This window comes from Paenibacillus sp. FSL A5-0031, assembly GCF_001956295.1.
Lineage (GTDB): Bacteria > Bacillota > Bacilli > Paenibacillales > Paenibacillaceae > Pristimantibacillus.
This window is the reverse complement of record NZ_MRTD01000022.1, coordinates 29,903-51,762: the sequence shown is the minus strand read 5'-3', so window position 1 is coordinate 51,762 and position 21,860 is coordinate 29,903. Positions and strand designations below refer to the sequence as shown.

General features: G+C 41.9%; 18 protein-coding genes. 15 read left to right on the top strand and 3 right to left on the bottom strand.

What is annotated here, in order from left to right:
* The first annotated feature begins 2 nt into the window (after nt 1-2).
* From BK120_RS28645 to BK120_RS28605, 9 genes are all read left to right on the top strand, one after another.
* A complete protein-coding gene (locus tag BK120_RS28645; protein ID WP_076270915.1) occupies nt 3-1,691 on the top strand; it encodes a type 2 periplasmic-binding domain-containing protein in 1,689 nt (562 codons plus the stop codon).
* 202 nt (nt 1,692-1,893) lie between these two features.
* Nucleotides 1,894-3,531 (top strand): extracellular solute-binding protein, encoded by a 1,638-nt coding sequence (locus BK120_RS28640; protein WP_076270914.1) that lies wholly within the window; start codon nt 1,894-1,896, stop codon nt 3,529-3,531.
* Nucleotides 3,532-3,563: 32 nt separating this feature from the next.
* Nucleotides 3,564-5,141, top strand: a complete 1,578-nt coding sequence (locus BK120_RS28635) for a response regulator (protein ID WP_076270913.1) — start codon at nt 3,564-3,566, stop codon at nt 5,139-5,141.
* A 21-nt stretch (nt 5,142-5,162) separates the two neighbouring features.
* The gene (locus BK120_RS28630; protein ID WP_076270912.1) at nt 5,163-7,007 is read left to right on the top strand and encodes a cache domain-containing sensor histidine kinase; all 1,845 of its coding nucleotides are present in this window, start codon (nt 5,163-5,165) and stop codon (nt 7,005-7,007) included.
* Nucleotides 7,008-7,189: 182 nt separating this feature from the next.
* Entirely contained in the window at nt 7,190-7,927 is a 738-nt protein-coding gene (locus BK120_RS28625) for a phytanoyl-CoA dioxygenase family protein (RefSeq protein WP_083682577.1), read from the top strand.
* 27 nt (nt 7,928-7,954) lie between these two features.
* The gene (locus BK120_RS28620) at nt 7,955-8,761 is read left to right on the top strand and encodes a sugar phosphate isomerase/epimerase family protein (protein WP_076270911.1); all 807 of its coding nucleotides are present in this window, start codon (nt 7,955-7,957) and stop codon (nt 8,759-8,761) included.
* Nucleotides 8,762-8,784: 23 nt separating this feature from the next.
* Nucleotides 8,785-9,639 carry a helix-turn-helix transcriptional regulator gene (locus BK120_RS28615; protein WP_076270910.1) on the top strand — a complete coding sequence of 285 codons (855 nt, stop codon included), beginning with the start codon at nt 8,785-8,787 and terminating at the stop codon, nt 9,637-9,639.
* 43 nt (nt 9,640-9,682) lie between these two features.
* Nucleotides 9,683-10,279, top strand: coding sequence for a YdcF family protein (locus BK120_RS28610; RefSeq protein ID WP_076270909.1), 597 nt, complete (start codon nt 9,683-9,685; stop codon nt 10,277-10,279).
* Between the two features lie 375 nt (nt 10,280-10,654).
* A complete protein-coding gene (locus tag BK120_RS28605; protein ID WP_076270964.1) occupies nt 10,655-11,434 on the top strand; it encodes a squalene/phytoene synthase family protein in 780 nt (259 codons plus the stop codon).
* 50 nt (nt 11,435-11,484) lie between these two features.
* On the opposite strand, the gene mprF is transcribed toward BK120_RS28605, so the two are convergent.
* Complete coding sequence (mprF, locus tag BK120_RS28600) at nt 11,485-14,133, bottom strand: bifunctional lysylphosphatidylglycerol flippase/synthetase MprF (protein WP_076270908.1); 2,649 nt, start codon at nt 14,131-14,133, stop codon at nt 11,485-11,487.
* Between the two features lie 241 nt (nt 14,134-14,374).
* A complete protein-coding gene (locus BK120_RS28595; RefSeq protein ID WP_076270907.1) occupies nt 14,375-14,593 on the bottom strand; it encodes a hypothetical protein in 219 nt (72 codons plus the stop codon).
* A 216-nt stretch (nt 14,594-14,809) separates the two neighbouring features.
* On the opposite strand from BK120_RS28595, the gene BK120_RS28590 reads away from it, so the two are divergent.
* The 5 genes from BK120_RS28590 to BK120_RS28570 all read left to right on the top strand — a co-directional run bounded on the left by BK120_RS28590 (nt 14,810) and on the right by BK120_RS28570 (nt 20,764).
* Nucleotides 14,810-15,262, top strand: coding sequence for a MarR family winged helix-turn-helix transcriptional regulator (locus BK120_RS28590; protein WP_076270906.1), 453 nt, complete (start codon nt 14,810-14,812; stop codon nt 15,260-15,262).
* Between the two features lie 80 nt (nt 15,263-15,342).
* Nucleotides 15,343-16,755 carry an MFS transporter gene (locus BK120_RS28585; protein WP_076270905.1) on the top strand — a complete coding sequence of 471 codons (1,413 nt, stop codon included), beginning with the start codon at nt 15,343-15,345 and terminating at the stop codon, nt 16,753-16,755.
* Between the two features lie 227 nt (nt 16,756-16,982).
* Nucleotides 16,983-17,639: an SDR family NAD(P)-dependent oxidoreductase gene (locus BK120_RS28580; protein WP_076270904.1), complete on the top strand. Its 657-nt coding sequence runs from the start codon at nt 16,983-16,985 to the stop codon at nt 17,637-17,639.
* 151 nt (nt 17,640-17,790) lie between these two features.
* The gene (locus BK120_RS28575; RefSeq protein WP_076270903.1) at nt 17,791-18,915 is read left to right on the top strand and encodes an NADH-dependent flavin oxidoreductase; all 1,125 of its coding nucleotides are present in this window, start codon (nt 17,791-17,793) and stop codon (nt 18,913-18,915) included.
* A 226-nt stretch (nt 18,916-19,141) separates the two neighbouring features.
* The gene (locus BK120_RS28570; RefSeq protein WP_076270902.1) at nt 19,142-20,764 is read left to right on the top strand and encodes an MDR family MFS transporter; all 1,623 of its coding nucleotides are present in this window, start codon (nt 19,142-19,144) and stop codon (nt 20,762-20,764) included.
* Between the two features lie 68 nt (nt 20,765-20,832).
* Here the strand turns inward: BK120_RS28570 and BK120_RS28565 are convergent, their stop codons facing one another.
* Nucleotides 20,833-21,297 carry a MarR family winged helix-turn-helix transcriptional regulator gene (locus BK120_RS28565; RefSeq protein WP_076270901.1) on the bottom strand — a complete coding sequence of 155 codons (465 nt, stop codon included), beginning with the start codon at nt 21,295-21,297 and terminating at the stop codon, nt 20,833-20,835.
* A 106-nt stretch (nt 21,298-21,403) separates the two neighbouring features.
* Here BK120_RS28565 and BK120_RS28560 point away from each other — a divergent pair, with 106 nt between their 5' ends.
* Nucleotides 21,404-21,820: a MarR family winged helix-turn-helix transcriptional regulator gene (locus tag BK120_RS28560; protein ID WP_076270900.1), complete on the top strand. Its 417-nt coding sequence runs from the start codon at nt 21,404-21,406 to the stop codon at nt 21,818-21,820.
* The last annotated feature ends 40 nt before the right edge of the window (nt 21,821-21,860 follow it).

Here is a 21,860-nt window from a genome sequence, read left to right as displayed (position 1 = left end):
GCATGAAGAAAATGAAAAAGCCGCTGTTAATGGTAGTCTCTGCGGTATTTCTACTGGTAACTGTACTTGCAGGATGCAGCAATTCGGGGGGCAATGATCCAAAACCAGCAGCAACAGATTCAGCAACGAACACAAATAAAGGGAGTGAGGCTACAGACGCTCCAGCAGATCAATCATGGGTATTTGGTTCTAGCCCGATTGAATTCTCAGCTTATACGCACTACAGCTGGCAAGATTTTCCTGACACCATGGATGCAAACCCTTTTTGGAAATACTTGAAAGAAAATAAACAAGTAACGATCAAACCGATACACGCAAAAGGGAACTCTGCACAGCTGATGCAGACCTTTATGGCTGACTCTAGTCAAATGCCAGATGTTATTTATGGTGATCGTTACAATCCGGATATTGAAAGACTTATTGCAAATGATCAGCTCGTAGCGCTTGATCCTTATCTTGATAAGTATCCAAATTTGAAGAAATATCTTAATCCTAAGTCCATGGAACTTCTTCGTTCCGCGGATGGCAAGCTGTACAAATTCCCTAACTGGTACACAGATAAACCAACTAGTACAGCTGGTTATGTAGTGAACAAAAAAGTGTATGCTGAGCTTGGATCGCCAGCACTTGAAACATTTGATGATTTGTACGCATACCTAAAATTAGTAAAAGAGAAATACACGGATATGATTCCATTGGAACTGGATCGTGGTTCTGAAATTCAAGGACAAGGCGTTGTTTACGCAGGATTTGGAGAAAACAACCTTTACAAATCATTAAGCAGTGATGTACAGGGTGTGATCAAAGACGATAATCTCGTTTCATTCTTTACAGATCCTTCTTTCCGTGAGTCTCAAAAATACCTTGCAAAATTGTACCGTGAGAAGCTGATCGCACAAGATTGGTGGACACAAACGAGAGATGTCGTTGCGGAAAAAATCGTAACCGGTAAAGTAGCTGTTTATGCAGGATCAGGCGTTACTACGTTTGCTTCACGCGGAGATTCTGAGCTTAGAAAGGCAGATCCAAATGCTGGTTATTTCATGATTTGGCCTGTTCGCAAAGCTGGACTTGATAAGAACAAAATCTTTGCAGGTGGTTACGATGCACTTGGTTGGAACGTTGTGACGATTACTAAACATGCAAAAGATCCAGAAAAAATCTTCGCAGCACTTGATTGGATGACAGGACCTGAAGGCATGACAATCTCATTCTTCGGACCTGAGGGCGGCAACTGGAAAGGTTTCGATGAAAATGAACAACCAATCTTCACTGAAAACTACAATGAAGAGGAAGTAACAGCAATTCAAGCTGCAAACGATGTTGTTCACATCGTAGGAAACGTATCGTATATCGACCCAGCAAAATTGAAATACGTTAATTCACTGCCATTAGAAAAACAAAACTGGGCAGCACGTTGGCAGAGAGATATTACTTGGCCGTCATCTAATGATACAACAGCGCTTACCAACATTAATATTGAGCCGGATTCTCCATACGGTGATACCAGACAACAAATTGTCGATCTTACTCTTGAGACTCTAGCAGAATCAACTACAGCTAAGAGTGATGCAGATGTTGATCGTATTCTAGATGCAGCTGAGAAGAAAGCTAATTCGTATAAATACAAAGAGCTTCTAGAATGGCGTACTGAAAGATGGCATGCTAACAGAACTATTCTTGGAGAATAATAAGGTTTAATTGTGAAAGAGATCATCCCAAGGGATCCATTTGGATCACTTGGGATATCTCTGTATTTTTGGTTATACTTAACTTTTATATATATAGCTTGCATTTATTTTGATATTATTAAAGGGAGATTTTTCAAAAAATGCTGCTCATATAAGGGGTGCTTGGTCAGTGTACGCGAAGAAAGAGAGGTTCCTGCGTTTCATGTTGGTCTATTTCATTGTTAGTATGCTTGTCGCCTGCAGTGGAGTAGACAGTAAACCAGTTCCAACAACTGAAGAGGGAACAACGGAAGATATACAATTAAATCTACCTCCCGATCAGCTCTATGAACTAGGCAAAGAAAGGCTTGATATTTCTTTTTATGGTCACTACAGTTATTATTCGATGCCGCAGTGGGGCGCAGATCCCTCTTCGAAGTGGATTAAGGATAATCTTAACATTCACATCAAAGGAATCGACGTAGAAGGAAACGGAAAGCAGAAGCTTCGAAAGATGATTGCCAGCAAGCAGCTGCCGGATATCATTTGGGGTGATCGCGGTTATGATCTGGAACGTTTGCGTGAAGCGGGCTTACTCGTACCGCTCGATAATTATATAGAAAAATATCCAAATTTAAAAAAATGGGCAGGCACTAAAATTTTAGATTTGCTTCGAGCACCAGATGGTCATATTTATTATTTTCCAAATTATTACACTAATAAACCGTACGGCAACGCAGGTTATGTCGTTAATAAACGAATATATCGGGAATTAGGTTCCCCTAAGCTATCTACGACAAATGAGCTTTATGATTACCTCAATAAAGTGAAAGCCAACTATCCTGACGTCGTACCTTTTGAAACAGGAATTGCGAGTGAGGGGCAAGGCATTGATCAATTATTTTCCGCTTTCAAGGAAAATAATTATAGCTTTACTCGCTACTACGCAGTAACGAGCGGAGATAAGATGACATCGATTTATAAAGACGAAGGATTTCGCGAGTCGGCATTATTTGTAGCAAAGCTTGTGCGTGAGGGGCTAATTACCTCGGATGCTTGGACCCAAACGGATGATCAGGTAAGTGAGAAGCTTATGAGCGGCAAAGTGGCGGTTTATGCCAGTGCGGACCCTATGCGTCAAGTGATGTTGGCCAATGCGGAGCTTGTAAGGAAAAATCCGGAGGACGGTTATATCTTTATCGATCCTATTTATAAGGAAGGATTGGATCCGAACAAGATTTATCCTGGCACATACAATGTGCTTGGCTGGAATGTCTCTACGATAACGACAAGCGCAAAAAATCCAGAAGCGATATTCGCTATGCTGGATTGGATGACAGGGCCAGAAGGTTCTGCTGTTCAGATGTGGGGCCCGCCGGGGCCAAACGGGTACTGGGATGGCTTCAAAGAAGATGGAATAACGCCAAAATTTACGAGCAAATACACATCAGACCCGGATGGGCTGAGTGAAATACAAGCAATCTCTGGCGAGTTGATTTGGGTTGGCAACACGGTATATCTCGATCAAACTAAAAGCGATTATGAAAAAACATTGCCTGAGGACAAGCGAAACTGGTCTACATACTGGCAGCAAAAGGTAACTTGGGAATCTCAAGGGGATGCAACACCGTTTATCAATTTGCAACCGACTCCAAATTCTGACGAAGGCAGAATCTTTGCCCGGGTGAAAGAAATATGGTTAAGCGCGCGCTCATATGCGATGTACGGGCAAACGGATGAAGAGGTATTAGAGATTTTGGATTTAGCGCATAAGGATTCGATGGAATCAGGTTTTCAAGATTATTTAGATTTTATTACGTCGAAGTGGCAAGAAAACTTAAAAGTTTTAAATCAAGAGTAACGTAAATTTGTTAACTTGAAGGAGCTGCTCTTATGTATAAGGTATTGTTAGTCGATGACGAAGAACTCGATCTGGAAGGAATGAAACGGTTTATTCCTTGGTCTGAGCTTGGAATGGAAGTGAAGGGCAGCGTAAATAATGCATTATCAGCATGCGAAATCATAGATGAGCAGCCCATCGATATATTAGTCAGCGATGTTAATATGCCTTATATGTCAGGACTTGAGCTTGCCCGAATTGCACTCGAACGCAAGCCTAATATGCGTATTATATTCGTTAGCGGCTATCAGGAGTTCAGCTATGTACAGCAGGCGTTATCTTTAAAGGCTTACAATTATGTACTAAAGCCAATGGATGACAATGAATTGGTGTCGTCTTTGTTAAAGGTGAAGCAGGATCTTGATGAGGAGAACAAGCAGCGTGAAGTGGAAGAAGCCTATCAACAAATGATTCCGATTGCCAAAAGCGACTTTTTGATTCATGTGTTGGAAGGATTGGAAACGACAGAGGGCGTTTCCATGTCCAAGCTGATTTTACACTATGGCTTCGATCAATTGAACTGGCCTATCCGTGTTGCGATTATGGAACTGGATAATCAGTCGTTGAGACAAACCGAGAACGCATCTTCGCAGAGAGAATGGTCGCGCAACTCTCTTCAAATTGTACATGAAACAATTCAAAAGATAGGGATGCTTCCATACTGCAAGCTGTCATCTCAACGCATTGCTATATTACTGGAAGACAAAGCTATTGGTCAAACCGTCAAAACGTTATGCGATGCGCTTTCGCAGCATCTAACGGTATCGATAACAACCGGCCTCGGTGAAGCGGTTCATTCGATAGAACAGCTGCAAGTATCCTACAGACAAGCGATAGAAGCTGTTGAAGGCAAAATGTTTCTTGGAAAAGGGGATATCATCAAATATGAAGAGGTCAGAGCGGAGCCAGGCATGCTGGACGCTCGGATTCTGGATACACGAATGAAAGCACTATTAAAGGCCATGGAAGGATATGAGCTTGTTCGGATTTACGACGAATTTGAGAACTTGTTTGCATCGGCTTCTAGTCTTCGCTCCAGATTTACTGTTCATCATATGACCAGCTATATTATATGGAAGCTGGATCAATATTTAAGTGAAATGAATGAGGATTTATTTGAACTGCTAGGCATTGATATTCACCATCTCGAAGTTTTAATGCAATTCGAAACGATTAACGATATACGATCTTGGCTTGTAAAGCTTTTATATGAAATTTCTGAACGCCTGCAGAAGAAAAATGTTATGAAAGACAGCAAGTTTATACGCAGCGTCACGAAGTCAATTAAGGAGAGGATGAGTGAGAATATCACGCTTAAAGATATGGCGCTGCAGTTTTCTTTCTCGCCTAGCTATATGGGGTTTTTAATAAAAGAAAAGTCAGGTCATACCTTTAATGAACTGCTCGTGCATTTGCGTATGGAGAAAGCATGTGAACTGCTCAATCAACCCGGGATAAAAATTTATGAAGTTGCCGATCAGGTTGGTTATCGTTATCTTCCCTATTTTAGCCGACAATTTAAGGAGAAGTTTGGCATGACGCCTATGGAATATCGGAAGAGAGAGAATTGATCATTAATGGGGGAGCTTTAGATGAAAATAGTCCGGGAGAATAGAAAGAGACTCGGATATATGCCGATCGGATACAAGCTTATGCTGTCCTATATGATTTTTATCGTTATTTTGGTTGTTGTCAATTTCTATGTGTCACATTCGATGTATGACTCTTCCATGCGTAAGCAGACGCGTATGAATATTGAAGGAACGATGGAGCAAATGCGCGACAACGTGAAATATAAACTAGATGATATTGTCCGAATATCGTCTACGCTCTATGATGATTATAATCTGGTTCAAAGCATTCGAGTTGATGAAATAGGCATTGCAAATTTAAATCGAATGAATCAGATCATTAGCCCAAAGCTAGAAAGCGCCTCGAAATCTATTGGGATGAATTTAAGGTTGTCTGTCTACTTTCATAATAAAACGGTGAACCAAATTTATGAGAATCGATGGAAGAAAGACAATGCTTCCGATAACGATGAATCCAAAGAGCAAACCTATGATATTTATCATATGAGCCGCATTCAGGATAAGTTATGGTACAAATCCATTCCAAAAGAAGAATACGGCGTGACTATGGAGTGGAAACAGGTCGAAGAGGATGTACGAGATCATCGTATTTCAATGATACGACGTATCGTCGACACCGATAATCCATTGGAAGTTGAAGAGCTGGCTATTATGCGGTTTAGCGTTCAGATGAAGGAGCTGTTTAATAGCGTTGACTTCTCGAAGCTTGGCGACGGCAGCAAGCTGTCTGTCGTGGATTCTACGGGATACGTTATTTTCTCCTCTGGGCAGCTTCCGGAAGGCTCAACCAGACCAGTTTCGAAAATAAACAAAAATGTATCAACAAATGAAAATAGCGATAAGCAAGAATACTTAAGAATAGAAGAGAAATTGCTCAATCAGAATTGGACATTAGTGGCGCAAGTTCCACTAACGATTATCGAGCAGGAAGCTGCGAAGGTACGGGCATTTATTATTTTTATCTGCGTACTGAGCTTCGTTTTGTTAACGTTTGCGGGTGTCTTTATTTCACGATATTTCTCCAAACGAATCTTAAAATTTGTGTCGGTGTTGAATGCTTTCCGCGAGGGGGATTTGCATAAGCGAATTGCCTACAGAGGGAAGGATGAATTCTCTCAAATTGCAACGGCGCTAAACGGAATGGGCGAGGATGTAGAGGCATTAATTAATAAGGTATATTTGACGCAGCTTCAGAAAAAAGAGGCTGAGCTGGAAATGCTGCAGCTTCAGATCAATCCGCATTTTTTATACAATACCCTTTCATCGATCAACCAGCTCGCAAAATTCGGGGAAAATGAAAAACTGCAAAAAATGGTGTTGGAGCTCGCGAAGTTTTATAGGCTTACGCTGAATTCAGGCCGTACGATGATCCCAATCGCAGCGGAGATGGAGCAGGCAAACGCATATGTAAGCATACAGAAGGTGAAGTACGGGAAACGTCTGGAAGTATTATTCGAGATTGATGAGAATATATGGCATTTTGAGACGGTGAAGCTTATTTTGCAGCCTTTCATTGAAAATACGCTTAAGCACGCATGGAGCGGAGATCGCATTCATATTCGGATTGTTACCTATATGGAAGAAAACACAGTGCATTATAAGATAATCGATGACGGGTTCGGAATGCCGCAGGAGCGAATTGATGAAATATTCAGCGGGCTAGATAAAGGAAACATTGGATATGGGATTCGAAATATCGACCAGAGAATCAAGCTTCACTATGGTTCAGAATATGGGGTTTCCATATTCAGTCGTATTGGTATTGGAACAACTGTCCATATAAGGATTCCAGCAAGGAAAAGGAATCTTATTGTTCAAGAATGCATTCCAAATATTGCAGGATAAACAACGAATAAGCCGCGTCCATTAGGATGCGGCTCTTTGCATATTAAATTTAATTTCTGGATAAGCGAGCAGTTGGATCAGAAGATATGCATACTTTTGCCGATGGGATAAGAAGTAAGTTTGCTCCTGCTCCGTTATGATCATTTCATAGCAGTACACCACTTTTATTGGAGGCGATATGGATGTCGATATCTACATTGACGGAGCAAGAAGTGCAATTTTATAAGGAAAATGGTTACGCGCTGCATAAGAAGCAGTTGTTTAGCGCAGATAAGATGACGGAGCTGACTAATATTTTTGAGGAGCAATGGGAGCTTGTAGGCCGGAAGCTGAACAGCGAGCTCGATACCCCGCATTTCCGTGATGAGCGACTACTTAAGTTTCTATTAAGCGATGAAGTGCTAGATCTGGTAGAGCCTTTAATTGGTCCTAACATTGGCTTGTGGTCTAGTCATTTCATCTGCAAAGAGCCGCTTATTGGCAAGCAAACGCCATGGCATGAAGACTCCGCGTATTGGAACGGACGACTTAGCCGATTTGATAACATTGTGACCGTATGGCTGGCTATTGACCGCAGCTCTAAGGAAAATGGCTGTATGCGCGTCATTCCGGGAACGCATAACAATGGTTTCTCAGAGTACGAGCAGGTAGATGGCAATGACAATATTTTCGATACGGAAATTCGCAATAAGGATGAGTCAAAGGCCGTTTATTTCGAGCTTGAGCCAGGCGAGTGCTCTGTGCATGATTCTCGCATCATACATGGTGCAGCTCCTAACAAAAGTGAATTCCGCCGCTGTGGTTATACGATGCGTTATTTCTCAACGGATGCGCAAGTCTATACTGAAAAGAACCGTGGTCATAAAATCTGGCTAGCGCGTGGAAAAGATTTAGCCGGCAATCCTTTTGTCAATGTATAATAGGCTTAACAAAAGGGGGGACAGGTATTGGAATTGAGACGAATAAAAGCGTTGTGGGGAATGCAGGGAAGCTATGAGGAGCTTTTGACATATGCAGCAGAAGCAGGTTATTTTGGAATAGAAGCGCCGCTGCCGCCTGCCTCTGAAGAAAAGTCCTTTAAAGCGGCATTGGAAACAAATAAGCTGGCCTTCATCGCGCAGGTAAGTACACATGATGACCATCTCGATAGCTTCGAGAAACAAGTCATGCGAGCAACGGATTTTAATCCGCTGTTTATTAACTCGCAAAGCGCTAGAGATAGCATGTCAGAAGCTGAGCAGGATCGTTTTTTTGAAGGAGCACTTACAATTGAGCAAAGGTCTGGTCTGCAGGTCGGGCATGAAACCCATCGCAGCCGAGCGATGTTTACACCCTGGACAACTGCAAGATTGCTGAAGCGTTTTCCTGACTTGCGCATCACTGCAGACTTCAGCCATTGGGTGAACGTATGTGAGTCGCATCTGGATAATCATTCGGATGAGCTTGCTCTTGCTATTGATCGCAGCATACATGTTCATGGCCGTGTCGGATTTCCGCAGGGACCTCAAGTTCCACATCCTGGCGCACCTGAATACGCATCGGAGCTTGCTTTATTTACAGGCTGGTGGCAGCGGATTTTTATGAAACAAGCTGCGCAGGAAAGAACTTGGACAACATTTACAGCAGAGTTCGGTCCACCGAATTATATGCCGACGGTGCCCTTTACCAATAAGCCTATTGTTGATTTAATAGAAGTAAATCAATGGATGACCGATTATATGGCTGCCAAATATGCCGAATGGTTTGACCAATAAAAGTCTGATAGGGGGAAATCGTCATGAAGTATGAATTAACACCTGAGAGATTGCTTGGTAAAAACTTTTTGACCTTGTCATCCCCCTATAAGATTTTCAAACATGTGATCGATAACAAAATTACTGCCCATTGGCATGATTTTTTTGAAATGGGCTTTGTTGTGTCTGGCACAGGAACTCATGTTATAAACGGAGAGCCATTTCCTTTAGAGAAAGGAATGACTTTTCTGCTGACAACGGCAGATTTCCATGAGATCATCCCAGATGAAGGACAAACGATTCATTTGTTTAATCTTATTTTTGATGAATCATTTATCCGCCCAGAGCTGACAGAAATGTTATTTGAACAGGTATCGCTCCATTTGCATACTTTTCATGACGAGAGTGCTAGTGAAATTGAAATGGAATTTACTCGGATTTGGAATGAATCACAGATGTGGCAGCTAGGCAGCAGCATGCTGGTGCAGGGAAGTTTCGAGAGAATACTCATCCATCTCTATAGAAATAACGGGCATCAGCGCTTGCTTGACGACTATGTAGCCATCAGCACAATCCCTTCTTCCATTAGAAAGTCGATCATCTATATACAACATCATTTTCGAGAGCCGCTTTCATTAGATGAAATAGCGAGATATGCTGGAATTTCAGCGAATTATTTTAGCGAATGCTTCAAAAAGCATACAGGTACATCATTTCAAGAGCATCTACAAGGAAAAAGGCTTCAGTTTGCCTCTGCATTGCTCAGCAGTTCAATCTTGCCGATAACGGAAGTATGTTATGCCGCGGGCTTTAATACATTGCCTAACTTTGAACGAGCGTTTAAAAAAAAGTATGAGAAATCACCTCGAGAGTTTCGGAGAAAATATATTCGGCCATAAAGGTGACCTATAAACCTATATGCCATGTTAGGAGGGTACAGCAGTGAGAAGGAGACTTATACAAGGCACAGCAATTGCTGTGCTTTTATGTTTTGTTTATATTCTCTATGCAGTATGGAGCATTATTTCGTTTGCAAAGGTGAATGAACTCATTCACACAGATGCCGCAATTGTGCTTGGGGCAGCAGTCTGGGACGATAAACCGTCGACAGTTCTAGAGAACAGATTAAATCATGCCATTTGGCTTTATAACAATGGATACATAAAGAAAATAATCGTTACTGGAGGTACAGGTAAGGGAGATTCCTTGTCTGAAGCAGAAGTATCAAAACGATATGTTATGCAGTATAAGGTGCCGGGGGAGAATATTGTTCTTGAAGAGCATTCAAAAATCACGGAACAAAATTTAGCTAATTCTCATGCGTTAGCACGACAACAACAAATCAATACCTTTACCATCGTCAGCGATCCTTTGCATATGAAGCGTGCTTTTGTTATGACTAGACACTTAGGGATGGATGCTTACTCTTCACCAACTCAGACGTCAGCCTACAAGAGTTTGGGTACTAAGCTTCCTTTTCTTTTAAGAGAAACGTTCTTCTTAATAGGTTATCAGCTGAAAATGTTATTTTTAAAGTAAGAATATAAGAAGCCACTTATTATAAATAAACTGCTGTTTCACAGCTCATCTTTTTTGCAGCCCGAAAGTTAAACACTCAATAGGATGAGTTTAACATTCGGGATTTTGTGTTTTATTAAGGGTATCGTTTCAGGAAGTAAGTCTGCGTTTAAATGAAAGGAGAGGGAAACGTGTCATCCTAACTGAATAATTATGCCAAAAGCCTCCGATATTAAGGATACGATTACAGGTTCTTCCTAAATCAAGAAGGATAAACGCAGGAAATCACAGTTGCGGTGCACATCTAAATCCATGTATGGTATTATATTATTAACGATTAAAACAAGTTAAAAGTAAAGCTGCCATAATGAAGGAGTTTTTATTTTGAATGATGCGATGATCATGTTAAAGCAAACAAGTCGTACTTTTTATATTCCCATCAGCAGGTTGAAGTCAGGTTTAAAGGATGCAGTTGCATCCGCTTATTTGTGTATGAGAGCAATTGATGAAATTGAGGATCATGAAACGCTAGCAGATGAGGTGAAAGCAGAATTATTGCTTGGCATTCATGATGCGTTTAGTTCCGATGATGTGATTAATGAATCGCAAAAACTCCTTTCTCCTTATGCAGAAACACTGCCGGAAGTTACGATGAGAATTCATGAATGGGCGCTTTTATGTCCTCCGACGGTTACGAATGTCGTTTATAACCATACAGCGACAATGGCCAAGCAGATGGCTGATTGGGTTCATGAAGGCTGGGATATCCGAACGGAAGAGGATCTGGATAATTATACTTATAGTGTTGCAGGTATGGTGGGGGAAATGTTGTCTGACATATGGTTCTGGCACGATGGCACGAAATCAGACCGAATCAAAGCAGTTGCTTTCGGAAGAGGCTTACAAGCCGTAAACATTCTGCGTAATCGCACAGAGGATCTTGAACGTGGCGTAGACTTTTTCCCTGAAGGCTGGGGACAAAAAGAAATGATTAAGTACACGCGCCGCAACCTGAAGTTGGCGGATTCGTATATATCTGATTTAAAAGGTGGTCCTGCGCTAGAGTTTTGCAAAATTCCGCTTACGCTGGCACATGCAACCATTAACCTCATTGCAGTTGGCGGTAACAAATTAACGCGAGACGCCGTTATGAAGCTTGTAGGCAGCATTAATTAGAGCTTGTTTTATAAATAAAGCAAAGCCCATGGGATTCCATGGGCTTTGCTTTATTTGTTTTTGTTTGGATGCCGTGAGATTAACCGTACCAGCTCGACAAGCAATAGCGGTAATGATACTGTCGAAGGATACGCCAAATAGCGCGGCTCCCAATGTGGTGAGAACTTGTCTTTGTATCGCCGGAGTCCAACAAAGCCATACCAGCTTCCGCCATACTCGAACAGAATGCGTGCCAGCTTCTCTTCTTTTATTGCGTTTTGGCTCTGGCCTACACTCGAAAGTGGAGCCATCCCTAAATTAAACTGCGCATACCCTTCTGTTTTTGCCCACTCCATAAGGCAAATGAACAACTGATCCATCGTTCCATTTGGGGTGGATTTTAAATAGCGCATTAAATCTACAGATAAGGTCGAATCATCATAGGCAGGTGTCAAAGAAGCGAAAGCAATAATTTGATCATCTGAATTTTTTAATAGCGCAATGGGCGCGAGCTGCAAATAATCTTCATCAAACCATCCGAGAGAATAACCCTTCTCATGTTTTCCATCCAGCCATTGGTCAGAGATGAACGACAGTTTCTTTAACAACTGCTTATCATGAGGCGGATGTACGATTTCAAATTGAAAATTTTCACGTTCGAAGCGGTTTTTAACTGCCCGAAGACTGGCATTTTGTTTTCCGACAAGCGTGAAATTGTCCAGATGAACCAATGCTTCCTCACCCAGTTTAAAAAAGCGATAGCCGTTTTCGTGATAGAACGGTAAATAGTCAGGTGTCGTCTGATAAAATACAACCTCTACCGCAAATTGATCGGCAAATTGCTGAAACTGTTGTATCGCTTCACTAATCATGCTTTTGGGACCTAAAGGATCACCAAGCACAACAAGTTTATTTCGAATTTTCGCATAGGGTATTAACACTTGATCATTTATCGCCCAGAAGAAGCTCTTGTCACCGGTAAAGAGTATATGCGTCAATAAATTTCCTTGTTCCTTTTCAAGAAAAGCTTTTAATTTCAACTGTTCATCCTCGGCTGTTTCTAAAACGGCGAGCGGCTTAGGACGAAACATATAAAGCAAGGATAGGAAGAGCCAAGCAACCAAGAGACCAAATATCGCAGCTATCGTATGCTGGCTTGGATCTATCAGCCAAGTGGTGTGAGCCTTTCTTGGCAGATGTTTGAGAAATGCCGGATACGAATGGGATGCGATGAGGTAATAGCCATAGGTGATTAAGAGTGTAATAAACCCCCAGCCTAGCACATTATAAATTCCTACGGGTATAGCCAAACGATAAAATCGATGTCTTGAAATCCATAACAGCAAAGCGACAATGAGAAGAAATATAGCTTCCTCGTAATCAAACGCTTTGGCAAGTGCGAAGAAGGAACCGGCACAAAGCAGGAAGAGTGTCCAATAATAGGCTCGCTTCACACGAAGTGAGATGCCGCGAGACAGCATGATCAGCATAATGCCGATGATGATGCTTAATTGATGGGACAGCCTCATAATTTGAAACGAAACCAGTTCTTCCGTGAAATGTATCCTGTAAAGTAAAGCGGGTGTCGCCGCGGACAGCAGTAATATGACCCCACTCGCAAATACAAGCTTACCGAGTGACCATGCCCCAACCTCGCCGATAAACGCAAATTGTCCCGGCCAGCGCCATACGCTCTGCCAAATATTTAATGCTCGATCCATAATGCCGCTATCAGACTGCTCCGTTCGTTTCCGGTTCATAGGAAACTCGAATGCGGCCATCATAAGGCCAATTAACCATGGTACAAAATAATACAGAATTCTAAACAGAACAAGGATGACCGCGCATTTATCAGGTGGAAAGCCGAGCAGCTGTAAGCCTAATATAGCCGTTAAATCAAATCCACCGATACCGCCAGGCGCCATGCTTATAATGCCGGCTATTGCTGCTAACGTATAAATTCCAAGCGCGTTTGTAAATGTAAGTTCAGGAATAAATGTTGCTCCAATAAGCCAGAAGGTCATCCCAGCAAAAAACCATTCCAAAAAGGATGAACCAACAGAAGCGGTCATAATGCGCCAAGTCAATTGTCCTCGATTCCGATTAATCCATTTGGAGAAAAGCGAGGTTCTTTGAAGCAGCACGAATAGCGGTAAATACAGTGCAATTGCCCACATCGCATAGGTGAGCCATGGATGAGCATCCAACAATGCTTGAACAGGGAAAATGCCGATAATACACAGCCATGCTAGCAGCGATAGTCCTGTGAACGTTATCGTCGAAAGAAAGGCAACAGAAGCAGCAATACTGCCGATGGGAACCTCTCGATTTCGATATAGAATGGATCGCAGGCCTGCACCTGTAAGACCCGCAAAACCAATCAAATTGTTAGAGGTGTTTGCAATCCATCCATAACGAATCGTATCCCAAATTCCAATCTTTAAATGAAAATGCTTGCGAATCAACAAGTCATAAGTACTCATGACAGAGACAGCGAGCATGGAGAAGCTGAGCAGAAGAAAAATCGTGAAGGGGTGCATGTGATGAAACTCATGGATCATTCTTCCCCAGTGGATCTCACGGAACTGTTTTTTTCCTTCGAAGTATACAAAGGCGATAATGGCAACTGGCAATAGATAACGCAGTACTCTTGTACGGTATAGGATGGATACAAGCTTAATTAGATGCAGCTTGTAAGCTATTTCGCGAATCCATTTCATTAATATTCCCCTTATGTATGGTTTGTCCCTTACTCTTCATTATTTTGCCATGTGGGACACATAAAGTATAGCCTACTTACTCATTAATGTTTCCTCAATTAGGAAATTAAACCGAAATGTGAACGCGATGGAATATCTTTTTTAAGGGGGGAAAAGAAAATGCCCAGCGCTCAGAGGCATTAAAGTTTTTAAACTTTAGTTTCCCTGAAGCTGGACATTAGGTTTAGGCTTGTACATTCGTTTATCCAGTTATAGATGAAGGCAATAATGAATAAACGTTTCTCAGCATAAGCATTTTAGGGCTGAGTTTGAATTTTGAACCAGAGAACGTGCAGCGATCATAGTTAAAACGCAGTGATGTTATATGAATCGTGCAGTCTATAAATGAGCAGCCAATATAATGAGAGCCGTCAAAGTATACATCCACGTTTTTAAATGTTTTGTTAATAATATAGTCCATGATTGAATCCTCCTTGTAATGTGAAACAAGCTATTTGATTATATGCAGTTAATTCTATTGTTTATAACCTCTTTTATATGAAATGAAACAAGAGAATTGAAGTTATAGACTAGAAAAAGGAGATTAACGAGCGCAGTCCAGTTAATTTTCGTTGACAAAGCAATCTTACATCCTTATTATTAGTTTGAATTCAAACTAGTTTAGGCGGTGCTCTGAATGGGAGAAGACAATCACATTACTCGTTTTCCTTGGGAGCAAGAGGACAGCAGTACATTGCTTATAAAGCTGGCATTTACGAATATTCGGCGTGAGATTGAAACTTCGCTCAGGCCGCTCAGCCTCACTCCTCAGCAATCACAGTCGCTTCATTTGCTCGCCATGAAACCAGGCGTGATGAATGCCGACTTGGAGAAGCTGCTATTTATAGACAAATCGAGTGTAACCAGCTTAATTAACGGGATGGTGAAGAGAGGCTGGGTTGTAAGGCGTGCGCATGACTCGGATGCAAGAATGAAAAGAATTTATTTAACCGAGCAAGGGGTAGAAATGTCCTTGAAAGCTTCAAGTGCTGTTGCACAAGCGAAAGAGAAATCGGACCATTTGCTAACCAAGGAAGAAGCGGCACTTCTACATGTTTTACTCAGAAAAATCATTAAAGCGTATGAATAAGCGATACGCTCGTTATATTCGGACATATAGTTTGAATTCAAACTACATGCATTCTAAAACAGGAAAGGACGTAACGGGATATGGAAGTTACAGATAAACAAAAAATAGGCGAAAAGCTGCTGCCTATATTAGCTTTTACATTAGTCTTCTCCATTATGAATGCTTCAATGTTTAATGTTGTTATGCCTGTCATCAGCAAGGAATTTGGCATTACCGCCTCACAGGTGAGCTGGCTGATTACGGGTTATATGATCGTTTTTGCAGTAGGCTCCGTTACATACGGAAAGCTCGCGGACAAATACCGGTTAAAGGATCTATTGACCTTCGGATTAATTATTTTTGCACTTGGATCGATTGTAGGTTTGCTCGCTTCTGAATATTGGATGATCGTGCTTGGGAGGGTGCTGCAAGCAAGCGGGGCAGCCGTTATCCCAGCTACTGCGATGATTGTCCCTGTACGTTATTTCTCTCCTGAGAAGCGTGGCAGGGCGTTAGGTACGGTTGCGGCGGGTCTTGCTCTTGGAACCGCACTCGCGCCCATTGTTGCCGGAATCGTTACAAGTTTCATCAATTGGAGATTTTTATTTTTAATATCAGTCATTCCGCTGATTGCACTTCCGTTCTTTAGAAAATATTTGGACAACGACAGAGGAAAAGCTCAAAAAATTGACTATTTGGGCGGCATTCTGCTTGGAGGATCCGTCGCATTATTACTGATGTCCATTTCAGTTGGAAGTTGGTTTATTGCTCTTGGCGGTGCTGTAACGCTTGTTTTATTTATTGTGCGCATTCGAACAGCGTCTGAGCCGTTTATCCAGCCCAAGCTGTTCAGCAATAAGAAATATACGTTTGGCTTAATCATGACCTTTCTAGCTACATCGTTAAGCTTTAGCATGCCTTTTGTAACCCCACAGTTTTTGGCGGGTCTTAACCAGTTGTCCCCTGCGATTATCGGCTTTGTCATGTTTCCTGCAGCTATTACCTCTGCATTGATGGGGCGTCGCGGAGGCAGGCTTGCAGATGAGAAAGGCAACTCGTTTTTAGTATACCTTGCGATTTCATTAAGCTTTACTTGTTTTATTTTGTTATCAATGTTTGTTGGATTATCGCCATATCTAATCGTGTTTTTGTTAATATTCGGCAATATAGGTCAAACCTTTATGCAAATTGCGATGTCCAACACGATATCAAGAACGCTTGCCAAGGAGCAAATTGGAGTAGGGATGGGGCTCATGTCCTTGCTTAACTTTATTTCGGGAGCAATGACAACGAGCATTATCGGCAAGATGCTGGATTTGAAGCAAACGGCAGTCCATTTTAACCCATTTGCCATTCATAACGGGGCATACCTATATAGTAATATTTTCTTTTCCTTAGCAATCTTGGCTGCAATCATTGTTGGCTTGTATTATTTGCTATTCAGACCATCACGTGATCAAGCAGCTTTGCAGACAAAGCTTGAGAAGACCAAATCATCTTCAACAACCGCTTAGAAGTCAATCGTAAAATAAACGAAGCTCTCTATAATCAATTACACACAGTGAGTTCTGCAGTGTAGTTGAATATGGGAGCTATTTGTTTTGAAACAACAGAGCGATTTCGTATTAAGGATATAAAATATTTGAATTAGAGGAATGATGCGAAAAATGATAAAATTTGACTCTACCTACAAGTGCAATAAACTGGAAATTATATGATTTAACTAGAAGGAGAGAGCGAGATGAGCAAACCTTTAGTCGTAATTGTTGGCGCTGGACCAGGTGTAAGTGCGGGTGTTGCAAGGAAGTTCGGTAACGAAGGATTTCGTGTTGTGCTTGCAGCGAGGAACACGAATGCTCTGGAAACCTATACGAAGGAGCTCAATAATAGCAAGATTGAAGCTTATAGTATTAAAGCTGATGCAGCCGATTCATCATCATTAACTTCTGCATTTGAACAAATTAAGCAGCTTTATGGTTCCCCTGATGTTCTGGTTTATAATGCGGCTGTCATATCTAAGGCTACACCTACACATTTAACTGAAACGCAGCTGCTTGAGGAGTTTAAAGTAAATGTTGTTGGGGCGTTAACGAGCGCGAATCAAGTCATTCCTCATATGATTGAGCATAAGAATGGAGCAATACTGTTTACTGGCGGCGGATTGGCGCTGGCACCTGCCGCTGAATTGTCCTCATTGTCGATCGGTAAAGCGGGCATTCGCTCTCTTGCTTTCTCACTTTCACAAGAACTACAACCGCATGGCATTTATGTTGGTACCGTAACGATTGCTGGTTTTGTTGCCAAAGCAAGCTTCTATGATCCAGATGAAATTGCAGAACAATTTTGGAATCTATACATCAATAGAAGTGAAGTCGAGTATTTATATAAGCAAGACTAATGGGGAAGAGTAGAAAAAGCATGTCTAAGCCTTATGGTTTGGGATGCTTTTTTTGCTGCTTGACATCTCTAACTGTATGAAATAATATTACAGTATACAAAAAAGTTACAGTTAGTTAGATAAACAGAGGATAACGGGAGAGATGAAATAAATGAAATCAACTTATTTGCCATTGTTTGAACAATTGACCTTTAAGAACGGTGTTGAGTTAAAAAATCGGATTGTTATGGCACCAATGACTAATTTCTCAGCAAACGAAGACGGAACGGTATCGGAGACGGAGCTGAGCTATTATAGCCGCAGATCGGGTGGAGTAGGCCTAGTCATTACAGCTTGTGTTTACGTTTCACCAAACGGAAAAGGATTTCACGGCGAATTTGCAAGCGACAGCGATGACATGATTCCGAGTCTACAGCGCTTGGCAGCAACAATTAAAGAAAAGGGCGCCAAAGCGGTGCTTCAAATTTTTCATGGCGGCAGAGAATGCCCAATTAACCTCGTGCCAAATGGTGATGTGGTAAGTGCGAGCGCTGTAGCTTCGGAGCAGAACGCTGGGGTTACACCTAGAGCGTTATTAGATGAGGAAATTGAATCAATTATTCGCGACTTTGGAGAAACGACTAGAAGAGCAATTGAGGCAGGGTTCGACGGTGTTGAAATTCATGGTGCAAACGGTTATCTTGTCCAACAATTTTTCTCTCCGCATTCCAATGTACGTGAGGATCGTTGGGGAGGCAATATTGAGAACAGATTGCGTTTCCCATTAGCCGTCGTTGATGAAGTGAAGCGAGTGGTTGCTGCCTATGCGAAAAAACCTTTCCTAGTTGGTTATCGCTTCTCCCCTGAGGAGGCGACTACGCCTGGTATTACCATGTCGGATACATTTAGGCTTCTAGATGAGCTTACCAACAAAGAGCTCGATTATCTTCATGTTTCGTTAATGGATTTCTGGTCATTGCCTAAACGAGGCGCTGAAGAAACGAAAACGCGTATGCAATGGATTAAAGATCGTGTAGGTCACTTAATACCGATTATTGGCGTTGGGTCCATTCATACCCCAGAAGATGCTGTAAAGGCATTAGATATCGGCATTCCGCTTGTTGCGATTGGCCGCGAAATTATTGTTGAACCGGATTGGGTCGAGAAGGTGCAAGAAGGCCGCGAATCGGAAATAAAAACAACGCTCAGCAAGGATGATCAAGATCGATTGGTCGTTCCTACCCCGCTCTGGCAGGCAATTGTTCATACGCCAGGCTGGTTTCCGCTAGGCGATTAATATAGATGACAGGAAAACAGGTCAAGTATTTCTTGACCTGTTTTTTTTGCGTTTTTAAACGATTTAATCTTATTTAAGTGTATCCAGCACGACAATGAATTGACAGTTGTTTTAGTACTAAAGTTATTGTATCATTGTCTAATAGGTAGGCAACCTAACTATTTCGCGAAGTAGTTTGGCGGCCAATAGGCCATAATAAATAAAAATGTTTAGGAGTGCAGAGCATATGGAGCAACTGAGTCAGAAGAAAAAGTTAACAATCATGATTGCTCTGATGGCAGCTATGTTTTTCGCAGCTATCAATCAGACAATCGTAAGTACGGCTATGCCGCGCATTATTGCCATTTTGGGTGGCATCGAGTATTACACATGGGTTATTACCATCTATATGCTCACATCAACGATTGCTACTGTACTTGTAGGTAAGCTTTCGGATATTTACGGAAGGAAGCCGTTTTTGTTAGTCGGTATCGTGTTATTTATAATCGGAGCCTTCTTATGCGGCACTTCAACTACGGTATTCCAGCTCATCACTTATCGTGGTATTCAAGGTATAGGCGGCGGTATTCTGATGTCAGCAACCGTTACGGCGGTTGGTGATTTGTTTGCACCTAGAGAACGGGCGAAATGGACTGGATTAATGATGGCCATATTCGGCTTCTCAAGTGTAATTGGGCCAACATTAGGCGGCTTTATGGTCGATCATATCGCTTGGAAGTGGATTTTCTGGATTTTCCTACCGCTTGGCATAATTGCATTTGGTATGATTTGGTCCATGTTTCCAAAAACAGCGCGTAAAACAACGGAATCCATTGACTATTGGGGTTCATTATTGCTTTCACTAATGCTTATTGCATTGCTGCTCGGCTTCTCATGGGCAGGTACAAAATATGACTGGGGCTCGCCACAAATTATTGGCATGTTCGCCTCTGCGGCAGTGTTATTAGTTCTATTGATTCTTGTAGAACGTCAAGCCAAAAGCCCAGTATTGCCTTTGTCGATGTTTAAAAACAGCATTGTAACGATCTCCAACTCCGTCGGTTTCCTTATGAATGCCGGCATGATGGGTGCGATGATGTATCTGCCATTCTTCGTGCAGGGTGTGCTTGGTATTTCACCAACGAACTCGGGCTTTGTAAACATGCCGATGTCGATCGCCATGATTTTCCTAAGTGCAATGTCTGGTCGTTGGATTTCCAAATCAGGCAAATACAAACGATTCGCCCTTATCGGTATGCCATTCATGGTCGCGGGTATGCTTATGATGGCATTCATGACTAATGTTGGCGTTGCGGTTGCTGCAATGATCGTATTTGGTATTGGACTTGGTATTTCAATGCCAGTATTTACATTAACCGTTCAAAATGCAGTAGAGCCTTCACAGCTTGGTGTGGCTACAGCAACAGCTACGTTGTTCCGTAACCTGGGCGGTACGATTGGTATTGCAGTGATGGGTACGGTTATGAACTCCACTTTAACCAGTAAGCTGAAGGATGCTGTCGCAGCAGGGCAAGGACCTGATTTAAGTCAAGTAGATGCGGCTACAGCTGAGAAATTGTCTAGTTTCCTTAACCCGCAAATGCTGCTCGATCAACCGAAGCTGAAGGAGCTTCATGCGACGCTGCCGGAACAAATTCAGCCTTTGTTCACTCACATCATCGAGATGGTTCGCTCGGTACTAAGCGATTCCTTGACGGTTGTATTTTTGTTCGGTATGTCCTTGCTGATCGTCGCGTTTGTACTCGTGTTCTTCTTGAAAGAAATTCCGCTTCGCTCTTCTGACAAGAAAGAAGCAGTTACTGTAGAGCCATCTGAAAAGTTGAAAAAAGAGCCTGCTCTTAATAATTAATAAGAGCGGCTCCTATAGGAGGGATTTCGCTTCCTGCAGCTTTGCAGGAAGTGAAATCCCTTTGTTTATTAAAAGTCATCATTTGTTTTGGCAGAGTCCAAATAGTGGAATACTTGGTTTAACATGACGACAAGCTGATCACTTTGCTCCTTGCCTAAATGATCAATCAAGCCTTTGAACATGGAGATAAAACGGTCTATTGCTTTTTGGGCAATTTCTTCGCCAGTCTCCGTTAATTTTATTTCGGTAATTCTTCGATCTATGTTATCGGATGTACGAACCACATGACCAGATGCGATTAAGCTATTAAGCATCTGTGTAACGGTTGGAGAGGTGACTTGCAGCAATTTGCTGATTTCTGTAACTGTCGTTCCTGTTGAACCTTTATCATTGCTTTTTTTCACACATACGAGCATTCGAACCTCGCTCGCTTTAAGACCGCCCCACATCGTTTTTTTCCGCCAGTCGGCTTTAGCGAATTTATGGAAAACATCGATTAAGTCTGTCACATTTTCATATTTATCTGCGGACATTGGATTCACCTCGGTGAACTTATTTTATAAAGTAATTAGGTTACCTACGTAATTATAGTTATTATTATGATAGGAAGTCAACAAAACAACAGAAATGAGGTGGAACATGAACAACTACGAGGAATGGAAAGAATTGTTTCCGCAATTAAAGGTTGTTTACAAAAAATTAAAAACCGAATGGTATAAAGGAATAGATTGCAGCTTCTCCATTAATCAAACAAGAATGCTTCAACATTTAGATAAACAAAGTCCCATGAAGTCGACGGACCTAGCTGAATTGCTTTTGGTTACTGCGGGCGGGGTTACGCTCATCGGGGACAAGCTCGTGGAAAGAGGGCTTATTCGCAGAAATCGCAGCGAGGATGATAGACGAGTCGTTTATTTGGAAATTACAGATGAAGGCAAACAATTTGTGAAGGCTTTTAATGAAAATGATGATGCTATTATCCGATATATGAGTGAGAGGATCTCGCAAGAGGATTTGGAGCATTTGAGACGAATATTTACATCGCTAGATGATTAGCGGGATCTAATCGAAACATTTCAGCAGCAAGAATTGGAAG

Bases quoted from the DNA above. Each gene is read 5' to 3' on its own strand.
- BK120_RS28565 (WP_076270901.1), bottom strand. From the start codon at position 21,297: ATGTCCGCAGATAAATATGAAAATGTGACAGACTTAATCGATGTTTTC.
- BK120_RS28585 (WP_076270905.1), top strand. From the start codon at position 15,343: ATGGAAGTTACAGATAAACAAAAAATAGGCGAAAAGCTGCTGCCTATA.
- BK120_RS28630 (WP_076270912.1), top strand. From the start codon at position 5,163: ATGAAAATAGTCCGGGAGAATAGAAAGAGACTCGGATATATGCCGATC.
- BK120_RS28560 (WP_076270900.1), top strand. From the start codon at position 21,404: ATGAACAACTACGAGGAATGGAAAGAATTGTTTCCGCAATTAAAGGTT.
- BK120_RS28605 (WP_076270964.1), top strand. From the start codon at position 10,655: ATGATCATGTTAAAGCAAACAAGTCGTACTTTTTATATTCCCATCAGC.
- BK120_RS28640 (WP_076270914.1), top strand. From the start codon at position 1,894: ATGTTGGTCTATTTCATTGTTAGTATGCTTGTCGCCTGCAGTGGAGTA.
- BK120_RS28575 (WP_076270903.1), top strand. From the start codon at position 17,791: ATGAAATCAACTTATTTGCCATTGTTTGAACAATTGACCTTTAAGAAC.
- BK120_RS28625 (WP_083682577.1), top strand. From the start codon at position 7,190: ATGTCGATATCTACATTGACGGAGCAAGAAGTGCAATTTTATAAGGAA.
- BK120_RS28570 (WP_076270902.1), top strand. From the start codon at position 19,142: ATGGAGCAACTGAGTCAGAAGAAAAAGTTAACAATCATGATTGCTCTG.
- BK120_RS28635 (WP_076270913.1), top strand. From the start codon at position 3,564: ATGTATAAGGTATTGTTAGTCGATGACGAAGAACTCGATCTGGAAGGA.
- BK120_RS28645 (WP_076270915.1), top strand. From the start codon at position 3: ATGAAGAAAATGAAAAAGCCGCTGTTAATGGTAGTCTCTGCGGTATTT.
- BK120_RS28595 (WP_076270907.1), bottom strand. From the start codon at position 14,593: ATGGACTATATTATTAACAAAACATTTAAAAACGTGGATGTATACTTT.
- mprF (WP_076270908.1), bottom strand. From the start codon at position 14,133: ATGAAATGGATTCGCGAAATAGCTTACAAGCTGCATCTAATTAAGCTT.
- BK120_RS28615 (WP_076270910.1), top strand. From the start codon at position 8,785: ATGAAGTATGAATTAACACCTGAGAGATTGCTTGGTAAAAACTTTTTG.
- BK120_RS28580 (WP_076270904.1), top strand. From the start codon at position 16,983: ATGAGCAAACCTTTAGTCGTAATTGTTGGCGCTGGACCAGGTGTAAGT.
- BK120_RS28590 (WP_076270906.1), top strand. From the start codon at position 14,810: ATGGGAGAAGACAATCACATTACTCGTTTTCCTTGGGAGCAAGAGGAC.